The organism is Mesorhizobium sp. WSM4808 (genome assembly GCF_055811675.1).
The window spans coordinates 228,556-241,459 of record NZ_JBVVQX010000005.1 but is presented as its reverse complement, the minus strand read 5'-3'; the positions used below and the strand labels follow the sequence as shown (position 1 = coordinate 241,459).

The 12,904-nt window shown below is 65.3% G+C and carries 10 protein-coding genes and 1 pseudogene; 5 read left to right on the top strand and 6 right to left on the bottom strand.

All coding sequences use genetic code 11. The features are described from left to right. Nucleotides 1-11 precede the first annotated feature (11 nt). From AC0L2U_RS11190 to AC0L2U_RS11175, 4 genes and pseudogenes are all read left to right on the top strand, one after another. Nucleotides 12-872 carry an ABC transporter substrate-binding protein gene (locus AC0L2U_RS11190; RefSeq protein WP_473601919.1) on the top strand — a complete coding sequence of 287 codons (861 nt, stop codon included), beginning with the start codon at nt 12-14 and terminating at the stop codon, nt 870-872. Next, nucleotides 869-2,872, top strand: a complete 2,004-nt coding sequence (gene fhuB / locus AC0L2U_RS11185; protein ID WP_292682486.1) for a Fe(3+)-hydroxamate ABC transporter permease FhuB — start codon at nt 869-871, stop codon at nt 2,870-2,872. Before AC0L2U_RS11190 ends, fhuB begins: the two co-directional genes overlap by 4 nt. A gap of 109 nt (nt 2,873-2,981) precedes the next feature. Continuing rightward, nucleotides 2,982-4,706, top strand: a complete 1,725-nt coding sequence (locus AC0L2U_RS11180) for an ABC transporter ATP-binding protein (protein WP_473601917.1) — start codon at nt 2,982-2,984, stop codon at nt 4,704-4,706. 33 nt (nt 4,707-4,739) lie between these two features. Further along, nucleotides 4,740-5,425, top strand: a pseudogene (locus AC0L2U_RS11175) (cysteine hydrolase family protein). A 6-nt stretch (nt 5,426-5,431) separates the two neighbouring features. Here the strand turns inward: AC0L2U_RS11175 and AC0L2U_RS11170 are convergent. Together AC0L2U_RS11170 and AC0L2U_RS11165 are read right to left on the bottom strand one after the other, a co-directional pair. Continuing rightward, on the bottom strand, nt 5,432-6,373 hold the full coding sequence (locus tag AC0L2U_RS11170) for an LLM class flavin-dependent oxidoreductase (protein WP_473601977.1): 942 nt from the start codon (nt 6,371-6,373) through the stop codon (nt 5,432-5,434). Between the two features lie 109 nt (nt 6,374-6,482). Beyond that, nucleotides 6,483-6,638 (bottom strand): hypothetical protein, encoded by a 156-nt coding sequence (locus AC0L2U_RS11165; protein WP_023811179.1) that lies wholly within the window; start codon nt 6,636-6,638, stop codon nt 6,483-6,485. Nucleotides 6,639-6,923: 285 nt separating this feature from the next. Here AC0L2U_RS11165 and AC0L2U_RS11160 point away from each other — a divergent pair, with 285 nt between their 5' ends. Next, the gene (locus tag AC0L2U_RS11160; protein ID WP_127808763.1) at nt 6,924-7,691 is read left to right on the top strand and encodes an SDR family NAD(P)-dependent oxidoreductase; all 768 of its coding nucleotides are present in this window, start codon (nt 6,924-6,926) and stop codon (nt 7,689-7,691) included. A 97-nt stretch (nt 7,692-7,788) separates the two neighbouring features. Here AC0L2U_RS11160 and AC0L2U_RS11155 read toward each other — a convergent pair whose 3' ends face one another. From AC0L2U_RS11155 to AC0L2U_RS11140, 4 genes are all read right to left on the bottom strand, one after another. Continuing rightward, nucleotides 7,789-8,733 carry an ABC transporter permease gene (locus AC0L2U_RS11155; protein ID WP_473601916.1) on the bottom strand — a complete coding sequence of 315 codons (945 nt, stop codon included), beginning with the start codon at nt 8,731-8,733 and terminating at the stop codon, nt 7,789-7,791. Then, nucleotides 8,730-9,785 carry an ABC transporter permease gene (locus tag AC0L2U_RS11150; RefSeq protein WP_473601914.1) on the bottom strand — a complete coding sequence of 352 codons (1,056 nt, stop codon included), beginning with the start codon at nt 9,783-9,785 and terminating at the stop codon, nt 8,730-8,732. The genes AC0L2U_RS11155 and AC0L2U_RS11150 overlap by 4 nt, the downstream gene beginning before the upstream one ends. A gap of 276 nt (nt 9,786-10,061) precedes the next feature. Continuing rightward, nucleotides 10,062-11,591 (bottom strand): ABC transporter ATP-binding protein, encoded by a 1,530-nt coding sequence (locus AC0L2U_RS11145; RefSeq protein WP_127398862.1) that lies wholly within the window; start codon nt 11,589-11,591, stop codon nt 10,062-10,064. 272 nt (nt 11,592-11,863) lie between these two features. Next, nucleotides 11,864-12,895, bottom strand: a complete 1,032-nt coding sequence (locus AC0L2U_RS11140) for a BMP family protein (RefSeq protein WP_128308793.1) — start codon at nt 12,893-12,895, stop codon at nt 11,864-11,866. Nucleotides 12,896-12,904 lie beyond the last annotated feature (9 nt).

The following is a 12,904-nucleotide window of genomic DNA, read 5'->3' as shown; positions in this document are numbered from 1 at the left end:
GCCGGCCCAAAATGGCGGCGCTGACACGGCGCCAGTATCTTGCCGGCCTCGCCGCGACCGGCCTCGCTTTCCCGGGCGGCATGGCACGCGCGGCACCTGCCCGCGTCGTCTGCCTGGAATGGACATCGGCCGAACTGGTGGTCTCGCTCGGCCTGTCGCCGCTCGCCGTCGGCGACACCAGGGGTTATGGCGACTGGGTGCAGGGCCCGGCGCTGCCGCAGGCCACCATCGACCTGGGATCGCGCAGCGAGCCCAATCTCGAACTGCTTCGGGAACTGCGGCCCGACCTGATCGTCGGCGCCTATGGCTATGGCTTGGACGAGAACAGCTTCACCAGATTGGCGCCGACCTTCAACGTGCCGTTCTACAGCGGCAAGGCTCCACCTTACGCGCAGGCGCAACAGGTGACGCTGCAGCTTGGCGACATGCTTGGCCGCAGGACGGAAGCAGAAAACCTTGTCGGGCGCACCGAAGCCTCGATCGCCCAAGCGCGTGCCAGGCTGGAGCGGGCGGTGCAAAAACCGGTCTGCGTCGTCAGCATGTTCGACGATCGCCATGTCCGCGTCTACGGCGCCGGCAGCCTGCTGCAGGATGTCCTCGACCGGCTCGGCCTCGTCAACGCCTGGACCGGCGCCACCAATGAATGGGGTTTTTCGACGGTCGGCATCGAGGAACTGGTCGCCGTCGGCGAGGCGCAACTGATCTCGCTCGATCCGATCCCGCCGCACGTCAGGATCAGGATTGCCCGCAGCTCGCTCTGGGCCAATCTGCCCTGCGTCCGGAACGGCCAGGTGCGGACCATTCCGCCAGTCTGGCCGTTCGGCGGTCTCACTGCTGCCGCGCGTTTCGCCGAATTCGTGGCAGCGGCATGATCGCTCAGGCAATGTCCCTGCCGCGACAGCGCGACGGCATCGGCGCGCTCATCCTGCTGGTGGCCGTGCCCGCGGGCCTGGCACTGATGCTGACCATCTTCGATCTCATCAACCTTTTCCCGACGCACCTGTGGTGGCAGGCGCTCACCGCTCCCGACACATCCGATCCAGCGCAGTTGCTGTATCGCTATGCCTTCCTCCCGCGTGTCGCCGTCAGCATGCTGGCCGGCGCGGCACTTGGTCTCGCCGGTGTCATCATGCAGCATGTGCTGCGCAACCCGCTGGCCGAGCCGACCACGATCGGCACCAATGCCGGAGCGAGCCTCGCTTTGGCGGCCGCCACCCTCTACGCACCATGGCTGCTGGAAGGCGGCCGCGAAGGCGTGGCGCTGGCTGGCGGCGCGCTCGCCACATCAGCCGTTTTCGCACTGGCGCGCGGGCGCAGCTTTTCGCCAGTGTCGATCATCATCGCCGGCCTCGTCGTCAGCCTCACTTTCGGCTCGGCCGGCGCGCTGCTGATGGCGCTCAACCGCGAATACACCGAGGAGCTGTTCATCTGGCAGAGCGGCTCTCTGGTGCAGAATGGCGACGCGGCGGTCCTTGTTCTGGCGCCATGGCTGCTGGCCGGCATCTGCGCCGCGCTCCTGCTCTGGCGACCGCTACGCCTGCTCGACCTCAGCGACGACGGCGCGGCATCGCTCGGCACCCGGCCGGCCGTCATCCGCCTTGCCGGCATGACAGTCGCCGTCTCGCTCAGCGCGCTGGTCGTCGCCGAGGTCGGCGTCATCGGTTTCGTGGCACTCGCCGCCCCGGCGCTGGCGCGGCTGGCCGGAGCGCGCACGCTTGGCCGCCGTCTGGTCTGGTCGCCGCTGGTCGGCGGTGCCCTGCTCTGGCTCACCGACCGCCTGGTGCAGCATCTGCCGTTCACCGGCGAAATCCCCGCCGGCACCGCGACCGCTTTGCTCGGCGCGCCGCTGCTGCTGTTCCTGTTGCCGCGAATGCGAACCACCCCCGAAAGGCAGGCCGACATGGTGTCGTCGATACGCCTGCCGACAAACGGCCTGCCGTTGATCGCGGGCCTGCTGGCGCTCATCCTCGCGGTTGTCCTCGCCATCGGCTTTGGCCGTGGCGCAGGCGGTTGGCACTGGATCGCATCCGCGGATTTGACCGAGCTGCTTGCCCTGCGCGCGCCTCGCGTCGTCGTCGCCCTGTCGGCGGGCGTCCTGCTCGCCGTCGCCGGCACGCTGATGCAGCGCATGACCGGCAACCCGATGGCCGCACCCGAGGTCCTGGGCATTTCCGGCGGCGCCTCTTTCGGCGTGCTGGCGCTGCTGCTGCTCAGCGACAGCTTCGACCGCTCAACAATGCTCGGCGCGGCCTTGGCGGGCGCCTTGCTGGCGCTGACGATCGTCGTGCTGGTCGGGCGACGCAATGCCCTGTCGCCGGAACGGCTGCTGCTTGCCGGCGTCGCCGTTGCGACGGTCGCGTCCGCCTTCGCCGCGCTGCTTCTGGCCAGCGGCGATCCGCGCATGGACTTCCTGCTCGCCTGGCTGTCGGGATCGACCTATCGCGCAACGCCAACGGATGCCTTCACCGCCGCAACGGTCGCGGTCACCGTCCTCGCGCTGGCGCCGCTGACCGCGCGCTGGCTCGATATACTGCCGCTCGGCGAAACCGCCGCGCGTGGCCTTGGCCTGCGACTGGGACGCGTTCGCGCCACATTGCTTGCGCTCACCGCATTGGCCACCGCAACCGCGACATTGGTCATCGGCCCGCTGAGCTTCGTCGGCCTGATGGCGCCGCACCTCGCACGCATGCTCGGCTTCCGCCGCGCCGTGCCGCAGCTTCTGGCCTCGGCCATGACAGGCGGGCTGATCCTCGTTGCCGCCGACTGGGCAGGGCGGACGCTGATCTTTCCCTGGCAAGTGCCGGCCGGCCTCATCGCCGCCTTCGTCGGCGGCCCCTATTTCATGGCGCTGATGTGGAAAGGCAGGCAATGAAGTCCGTCCTGGCATATTGCCGCCCTTGCGCTGCCGATTGTAAGCAGCGCCCACCGATGACGGCCGGCGCGCTCACCGCGCCCGCCAAGACAGCTTGCGGTTCACCTCGATGATCAGACGTTTCCTTTCCTACTACGCGCCCTGGAAGGGGCTGTTCGCGCTCGACTTCTCCTGCGCGGTGCTGGCCGGCCTGCTTGAACTCGGCTTTCCCATGGCGGTCCGCACCTTCGTCGACCAGCTGCTGCCGCAGCAGGACTGGACCTTGATCATCATCGCGTCTGCCGGGCTGCTGGTGATCTACCTGCTCAACACCGTGCTGATGGCGGTCGTCACCTATTGGGGCCACATGCTCGGCATCAACATCGAGACCGAGATGCGGCGCAAGAGTTTCGACCATCTGCAGAAGCTGTCGTTCCGCTTCTACGACAACCACAAGACCGGCCATCTCGTCGGCCGTGTCACCAAGGATCTCGAGGAAATCGGCGAGATCGCCCATCACGGCCCCGAGGACCTGTTCATCGCCATCATGACCTTCGCCGGCGCCTTCGTGCTGATGTTCACCGTCAACATGCATCTGGCGCTGATCACGGCGGTGATCGTACCGCTGATCGCCTGGGTGACGATGCGCTATGGCGACCGCATGGAGCGCAACTGGCAGGCGCTGTACCGGCGCGTCGGCGATTTCAACGTCCGCATCGAAGAGAATGTCGGCGGCATGCGCGTCGTCCAGGCCTTCGCCAATGAGGAGCATGAGCGCACGCTGTTCGCGCATGACAACCAGCGCTACCGCCAGACCAAGCTCGACGCCTACCGCATCATGTCGGCCAGCAATTCGCTGAACTATATGGGCATAAGGCTGATCCAGCTCGTGGTCATGATCGCCGGCAGCTATCTCGTCATCACGGGAGGCCTCAGCAATGGCGGCTTCGTCGGCTTCCTGCTTCTGGTCGGCGTCTTCGTACGGCCGATAGAGAAGATCAACTCGGTGATCGAGACCTATCCCAAGGGTATTGCCGGCTTCCGGCGCTACACCGAGCTACTCGACACCGAACCCGACATTGCCGACCGGCCAGGTGCCGTGACTGTGGGCGGCCTCAAGGGCGACATCGAATACCGCGGCGTGAGCTTTGGCTATGGCGACGGCAAGCCGGTGCTCAGGGGTATCGATCTCACCATCCACGCCGGCGAAACCATCGCCTTCGTCGGCCCGTCCGGCGCCGGCAAGACCACCATGTGCTCGCTGCTGCCGCGTTTCTACGAGGTCAGCGCCGGCGCGATCAGCATCGACGGCATCGATATCAGGGACATGACGCTCGCCTCGCTGCGCGGCCAGATCGGCATCGTCCAGCAGGATGTCTTCCTGTTCGGCGGCTCGATCCGCGAAAACATCGCCTATGGCCGTCTCGGCGCCTCCGACGACGCCATCGCCGATGCCGCGCGGCGGGCGCAGCTCGACGGCATGATATCGGGCCTGCCGGCCGGCTATGACACGATCATCGGCGAGCGCGGCGTCAAACTGTCCGGCGGCCAGAAGCAGCGGCTGGCGATCGCCCGCATGTTCCTGAAGAACCCGCCGATCTTGATCCTCGACGAGGCGACGTCGGCGCTCGACACCGAGACCGAGCGCGAAATCCAGAAGTCGTTGGCCGAACTTGCCGAGGGCCGAACCACGCTGGTCATCGCACACCGGCTGGCAACGATCCGCGGCGCCGACCGCATCGTCGTCGTCTCGGAGTCGGGCGTCGTCGAACAGGGTTCGCACAGCGAACTGCTCCGCGCCGGCGGCATCTATCGGCGCCTGCACGACGCCCAGCATCTGGTGTCGTCGCGCTGATCCACTATGGTCTGCCAAAGCAGGGAGCCCCGGATGATCAAGGCAACGCCCTTCGATTTCCCTATGACGGCAGGCTGGTGGCCGAAAACACCGCACTGGTCGTCATCGACCTGCAGCAGGATTTCCTGTCGACGACAGGCTACTTCGCCAGGCAGGGCTATGACCCGTCGCCTCTAAGGGCGATCCTGCCGACGGTGAGCCGGCTGATCGCTGCCGCCCGCAAGGCCGGTGTCAGGGTCATCCACACCAGGCAGGGCTACCGGGCTGACATGGCCGACATGACGCCCTACGAGACATGGCGCCGCAAGCGCGCTGGGCTCGAAGGCACCGAAATCCTGCTGCGCTCTGGTCCAGGATTCCAGATCGTTCCGGAGATCGACGTCGCCCCGCAGGACATCATCGTCGACAAGACCTGCAACAGCGCTTTCACCTATACGGATTTCGAACTTGTGCTGCGCGCGCAAGGCATCACGCATCTGCTGTTTTCCGGATGCACCACGGATGTCTGCGTCCACACCACGCTGCGTGAGGCCTGCGACCGCAATTTCCAATGCCTGACGATTTCGGACGCCTGCGCCAGCGGCGACAGACAAGCGCACGAAGCAGCCCTTCACATGGTGACGGTTGAAGACGGCGTCTTCGGCGCGCTAACGGATTCGAGCGCTGTCATTGAAGGCCTGTCGCGGCTTGGCGACAGGCCCGAGGCAACAAAAGGCTGAAGAACTTCAGCCCGTTGCCCGCGTCTCCAATCCTGCACGAGACGCATATGCCCCAGGCTGGAATGCCTCGTGTTCGCGACGCGCCAGCGAATTGCGCAGCAGGGCGATCGTTTCCCGGCCGAGCGTTGCGATCTCGCGTGGCGTGTCGACGCCGACAATCATGAATTCATCGATCCCGAGGGCCGCATAGGCAAGCAGCGACAGGGCGGCCTGGGCTGGCGGCCCGGCAACATCGACCGCCTTGTGGCCGGAGGCGGAAGCACCTTGGTGAATCCCGACCGGAAGCGCAAAGCGCAGCTTGCCCGCCCGGCCATGCTCGGCGGCGGCACCGCGCACCCGCTCCATCAACTGCCGGATCTCGTCGATCGAGCCGGGCGCCAATTCGAAGACATCGGCATGCCGGCCGGCCACCTTGAGCGCCGTTCCGGATTGCCCGCCCATACGGATGACCAGGTCGGCGCCGTGCGGACCCTTGCGCGGCACATAGCCGCCCTTGATGCTGTAGAACGCGCCTTCATGGTCGAAGGGTCGGTCGTTCGACCACAGCCGCTTGAGCAGCACCAGATATTCATCGATGCGCTGCCAGATGACGGTGTGCCCGACCGGCCGTGTTTCGGCATCGTCGTCGCTCAGCGGCTCGCTGATCATCCTCAGCGCCAGCCGCCCGCCACTTTTCCTGTCGATCGACGCCAGTTGGCGGGCCGCCACGGTCGGTTCGACCACGCCCGCCCAATGGGTGAGCACGACTTCCAGCGACGAGGTGCGATCGAGCACCTGGGCCGCAAGATCCATGTTGGTCAGCAGTCCGGCCGAATCGTCGATGACGATCTTGCGGAAGCCGCCATCCTCGATCAGCCCGAGCTTGGTCGCGGTCTCGGCAAAGTCGTAGAAAAAGGGAACCGCGGCATCGGCGGTCTTACCGGGAATATGCGTGAACTCGATCGGCATTGCCATGTCCTCCGTGGTGTCGGGCGCGCGAAAGCACGCCGAGGATTCGGTTCATTCAACTCCGATTGCCTGAAAGCGGTGGGCAGCTAAGCCCGGTCGATCTGACGACTCAGGGAATAAGGCCCAGTACGACTGCCCCGGTGAACACGAACGCAAGGGCAAAGACGAGATAGGCGAAAGCCCCGGCATAGGCCGGGCGAAAGGCCTGGGCGTTGGCCGACCGCTGAGCGCTGCGATCCGTCTGGGCGTTCTGGATATAGGACATATCGACCTCCGTCTCGGCGGTTAATCTATAAAACTGGTAGACTTTGTCGATTGCTATTTTTTGGCTAAAGACAGAATAATTTTCTCCTATGATGCCGGTTGGTAGACACTTGCTTAGGGGGAGCGCTCGGACGGCCGATCCATATGGCGCGTCCGTTTGTGCTTCTGCGTCCGAATGGACCTATGGCCTTGCTTTCGCTGCGCTCAATTCGTGGATTGGCCGCCCGGCGCGGGCGCGGTAGCATCGCCCACCAGCAAAGCGAAATCGCCACACAGGGGCAGAAAAATGGGCACAAGACTGGCCGGCAAGGTCGCCATCATTTCGGGGGGCGCGACGGGAATGGGTGGAGCGACTTCGGAGCTGTTCGCCGCCGAAGGCGCCAAGGTGGCGATCATCGACCGCAACGGCGAGGCGGCCGCCGCAACCGCAGCGACAATCAGGGCGCGCGGCCATCTCGCCGAGCATTTTGTCGCCGACGTCTCCGACGAGGCACAGGTCGAAGCGGCCGTGAAGGGTGCTATCGAAAAACTCGGACCGGTCACCGTGCTGTTCAACCACGCCGGCACCATCGTGATAAAGCCCTTCCTGGAGACCACGGTGCAGGAATGGGATTGGCTGCATGCCGTCAATGTGCGCTCGATGTTCCTGATGACGCGCGCCGTTTTGCCGGGCATGATTGCGGCCGGCGGCGGCTCGATCGTCTGTACTTCGTCGATCTCGGCGGTGGCGGCGACTCCCAACGAAGTGCTCTACGACACCACCAAGGGCGCCTGCCACATGTTCGCCCGCGCCATCGCCGTCGAGTTCCGCGACCGCAACATCCGCTGCAACGCCGTCTGCCCCGGCTTCATCCGTACACCGCACGGCCTGCGCGAGGTCGCCGACCTCGGCAGGCTCGGCGTCGACGTCTCCGACGCGGCACTGGCCGCGCAGCAGGGCCGCATCGGCGAGCCGGAAGAGGTGGCGAGGGCAGCGCTCTACCTGGCCAGCGACGAGTCGAGCTTCGTCAACGGCACGCATCTGTTCGTTGACAATGGTTTTACGGCGATGTGAGGCTTTCCAGGGACAGGTTCTTCGGCCCAGGGACAGCTTGTCGCCCTTCCTCTACCCCGTCGATCGGGGGAGAGGAAAGGCACCAAGTCCTGCTCGTCTACCGTTCTTCCCGTCGAAACGGCTTGAGCAGCGCCGACGGTGCCGTCGCGTTGCGCGACATCACCGCCATGGCGACAATGGTGAAGATGAACGGCAGCATCAGGAACGCCTCGTAGGGGATGTGTCCGAGCCCGCTGGCCTGCATGCGCAGTTGCAGCGCATCGACGAAGGCGAACAGCAGCGCCGCCCCCGCCGAGCGCCACGGATCCCAGCGGCCAAACACGACCAGCGCGATCGCCACCCAGCCGCGCCCCGAGACGACGCCGAAGGTGAAGGCGTTGAACTGCGCCATCGACAGAAAGGAGCCGGCCAGCCCCATCAGCGCACCACCGAGGATGACCGCCTGGAAGCGCGTGGCGATGACACTGACCCCCGCCGAATCCGCGGCCCGCGGGTTTTCGCCGACCATGCGCACCGACAGGCCCCATGGCGTGCGGTAGAGCACGAAGGCGGCGAGCGGAATGGCCAGGATCGCCATGTAGACCAGCGCGAACTGGTTGAACACCGCCGTCCCGAGCACCGGGATGTCCGACAGAAGCGGGATCGGCAGTGTCTGAAACCCCTTGATGTTGGGCGGCACCGACTGCTGGCCGAAGATCAGCCGGTAGAGGAAATAGGCGAGGCCCGACGAGAACAGCGTCACGCCGATGCCGCAGACATGCTGGCTGAGGCCGAGCGCCACGGTGAACAGCGCATGCAGCGCGCCCATCAGCATGCCGGTCAGCACTGCCGCCAGCACGCCGAGCCACAGGCTGCCGCTGAGGCTGGCGGCGGTAAAGCCGGTCATCGCCGACAACAGCATGATGCCTTCGATGCCGAGATTGAGCACGCCAGCCCGCTCCGAGAACATTTCGCCGAGCGTCGCGAAAGCCAGCGGCGTGGCAATGCGGATGATCGCGGCCAGGAAGCCGACCTGGAAGATCTGTTCGAACACCGCGCTCATCGGGCAACTCCGACGCGGCGGATGCGATAGGCGGTGAACAGCAGCGCCACCAGCATGGCAAGCAATGCGGTGCCCTGGATGACGTCACTGAGGAAGGCCGGAACGCCGGTCGCCCGCGACATCGCCTCGGCGCCGGTCATCACGGCGGCAAGGAAGATCGCCGCCGGCACGACGCCAAGCGGGTTGAGCCGCGCCAGCATCGCAACGACGATGCCGGAATAACCGTAGCCCGGCGAGATGTCGCTCATCACCTGGAAATGCACGCCGCCGACCTCGCCGACGCCGGCCAACCCGGCCAGCGCGCCGGACAGCAGCGCCGTCGAGATCAGCACCCGCTCGACATGGATGCCGCCATATCTGGCGGCTTCCGGGTTTTCGCCGGTGACCCTGATCCTGAAGCCGAGCGTCGTGCGCACGATCAGGAACCAGATCAGCGGCGCCGCGATCAGCGCCGCGACGACGCCGAGATGCAGCCTTGTGCCTTCGAGCAGCACCGGAAAATTGGCCGAATCCTCGATCGGCGGCGAGATCGGATAGCCGCTGAAACTATCCTTCCACGGCCCTTCGATCAGCGCCATCAGCGCATAATAGATGACCGAGTTGAGCAGCAGCGAACTGACGACATCGTCGACCTTGAATTTAACCCGCAGCGTGGCGGGAACAAGCGCCACCGCCGCACCGGCGGCGGCACCGGCCACCGCCATCAAGACCATGGCGAGCGGTCCCGGCATCGGAATGGCGCCGACAAAGCAGCTGGCCAGCGCGCCGGCAAGCAATTGCCCTTCGGCGCCGATGTTCCAGAATTTTGCCCGGAAGGCGACCGCGACCGCCAGTCCGGTGAAGATCATAGGCGTGGCGCGCACCATCGTTTCGGTGATCGCGTAGCTGTCGCCCAGCGATGCCGTGAACATCACGCCATAGGCTTCGAGCACGCCGGCGCCGGCCAGCGCAATCAGGCCGCTACACAAGATGAGCGTTGCTCCGATCGCCAGCAATGGCAGAGCGAAGTTGAACCAGGCCGGCGTCGAGCTGCGGACCTCCAGGCGAAACATCAGCTGTGGCCCTCCGCCTTCGGTACAGTAGTCGAACCGATACATGAGGCGTTGGCGCCGCCCCTCATCCGCCTGCCGGCACCTTCTCCCCGTATAGTGACGGGGAGAAGGTGGATGGCTGCGGCCTTAGCGCTCTTCCTGCAACGTTCACAATTGGCGAAACCGTCGATGATAGCGCCCCTCTCCCCGTCACTATACGGGGAGAGGATGCCGGCAGGCAGGTGAGGGGCAGCGCTGACGGCCAAAGCAATGTGTTGTGGGCGATATCCGAGGAAGTCAGGCAACAGCATAATTCAAGCCACTCCCCTCCGCCCCGGTCATCATCAGGCCGAGCCGCGCGATCGTCGCATCGGCGCTGTCGAGCGTGCCGACGATGCGGCCCTCATACATCACCGCGATGCGGTCGCAGAGCACCAGCAGCTCTTCGAGATCCTCGCCAATGACGATGATGCCGCAGCCCTTGGCCCGCATGTCGAGGAACTTTTCATGGATGAAGCGGGCGGCACCGATGTCAAGCCCGCGCGTCGGCTGCGAGACAACAAGCACCTTCGGATCGAAGGCAAGCTCGCGTGCCAACAATGCCTTCTGCAGATTGCCGCCGGACAATGCGCCGGCCCGGGTCATCGGCCCAGGGCACCTGATATCATAGGCCTTGATCTGCGCCTCGGCAAAGGCGCGGATCGCATCCGGCTTGAGCAGGCCCTTGCTGCTGAACGCCGCGGTGCCGATGCGAGGCAGCACCATCGAATCGGCGAGCGGCAGATTGGTCACCAGCCCTGTGGTCATGCGGTCTTCCGGGATACGTCCGAGCCCGAGCGCCTGCACCTCGCGCGGCGAAAACCGCGAGACCTTTTGGCCGGCAATCGTCATCCGTCCGGCATCGGGCGCCCGCACGCCGGAGATCACCTCCGCCAGCGCCCGCTGGCCATTGCCCGACACCCCGGCAATGCCGAGGATTTCGCCGGCACGGACGGCAAGCGATACGTCGCGCAGCGGCGTGCCGGAATGATGCGAGGTCGAAATGCCGTCGAGTGTCAGCACATCAGCACCTGGCGTCGATGGCCCCCGCGCCGGCGGCACGATCTCATGGCCGCACATCAGTGTTGCCATCTCCGAGGATGTCGTGTTGGCGGGATCATCGACCCGGCCGGCGACGCGGCCATGCCGCAGCACCGTGCAGCGATGCGTCAGCGCCCGCACCTCGTTGAGCTTGTGCGAGATGAAGATGATGCCGAGACCTTGCGCCGCCATAGAACGCAACGCCGAAAACAGCCCGTCGACCTCGCTTGGCGCCAGCACCGCCGTCGGCTCGTCGAGGATCAGCAGCCTGGCGCCACGAAACAGAGCCTTGACGATTTCGAGCCGCTGCTGCTCGCCGACCGACAGCGCCGAGACCGGCAGGTTCGGGTCAAGCATCAGCCCATGCTGGCGGCCGATCTCGGCCAGCCGCGCCAGCCCGCCGGCGCGGTCGATCCGTCCTGTCTTGCCGGGGATGCCGATCAAAAGATTTTCCAGCACAGTCAGCCGCGGCGCGAGGTGAAAATGCTGGTGCACCATGCCGATGCCGGCGGCCAGCGCATCGGCGGAACTGGTGATTCGCACCGGCTTGCCCTGGATGAGGATTTCCCCAGCATCGGGCGCATAGGCGCCGAACAGCACATTCATCAGCGTCGTCTTGCCGGCGCCATTCTCGCCCAGCAGCCCGAGGATCTCGCCGGGTGCCACGCTGAGATCAACGGCCTCGTTCGCCTTGACGGCGCCGAAGCTCTTGGTGATGCCGCGCATTTCGATGAGGGGGGCGGGCAAGGGTGCTCCTGCGGCGAGATGGCGCGGTTCTTTCACGCTCCCCCTTGTGGGGGTGAGAAGTGTCCGCGCAGCGGGCGAAAAGCCAATTGCTTGGCTTTTCGGACTTCGAACGCCCCGAGCCTGTGAAGGGCCGGGCTGACAACTGGCGAGCCTGCCGGTCCCCGCTGCTTCGCAGCGTCCCAGCGTTCGCTGGCCTTTCATCGTGCCACTGGCACGATGAATTCGCCTGCGGCGAACCGGTCGCTCACCCCCACAAGGGGGAGGGTAAAGAATCAATCCGAAACCGGCGTATTCTCGTCCACATCCACCCGGAAATTGCCTTCGAGGATCTCGGCCTTCTTCTTCTCGACCAGCTCCTTGACGTCCGCCGGCAGCGTCTTGTCGAACTTGTGGTAGGGCGCCAGATGCGAGCCACCCTTGGCCATGCGCGAGAAGTCGCCATAGTCCTGCGCGGTGAAGACGCCGGCCCTGACCAGTTTGATCGCCTGCTCGACCGTCGGATACATATCCCAGACCGGCCCGGTGATGACCGTGTCGGGACCGAGGCTCGACTGGTCGGACATGTTGGAGATGGCAAGGATCTTCTTGTCCACCGCGGCTTCGATGACGCCAAAGCGCTCGGCATAGATGACGTCGACACCGGCGTCGATCTGCGCGACCGCCGCTTCCTTGGCCTTCGGCGGATCGAAGAAGGAACCGATGAAGGCGACCTTCTTCTTGATGTTGGGATTGACCTCCCTAGCGCCGGCGAAGAAGGCGTTGACCAGCCGGTTGACTTCCGGAATGCCCATCGCCGCGACGGCGCCGATCGTGCCCGACTTCGACATCTTGCCGGCGATCAATCCGGAGAGATAGGCCGGCTCGTGGATCCAGTTGTCGAAGACGCCGAAATTGGGTTCCGCCGGGCCGGCGCCGGAGCCGAACAGCCAGGCGGTCTTCGGGAATTGCTTGGCGGTGCGGCGCGATTCACGCTCGGCGGCGAAGGCATCGCCCAGCACCAGCTCATAGCCGCCTTGCGCATATTCGCGCATGACGCGGCTGAAATCGGCGGTCTGCACCTTCTCGGACCATTTGTATTCGATGCCGAGTTCCTTCTCGGCCCTCTGCAAGGCGACATGGATCTGGTTGTCCCACGGCTCCTCGATCGGCGTGGCGAAGATCGCCGCCACCTTCAGCTTCTTGTCCGCCGCGAAGGCTGCGCCTGGCAATATCGCTGCCGCCAAACCGAGCGCGCCCAGCTCCAGCACATTGCGTCGCGAAAGCCCTTCGCGTTTTATCTGCGATTTATTGTTCCGGTTTTCCATTGCATTCCC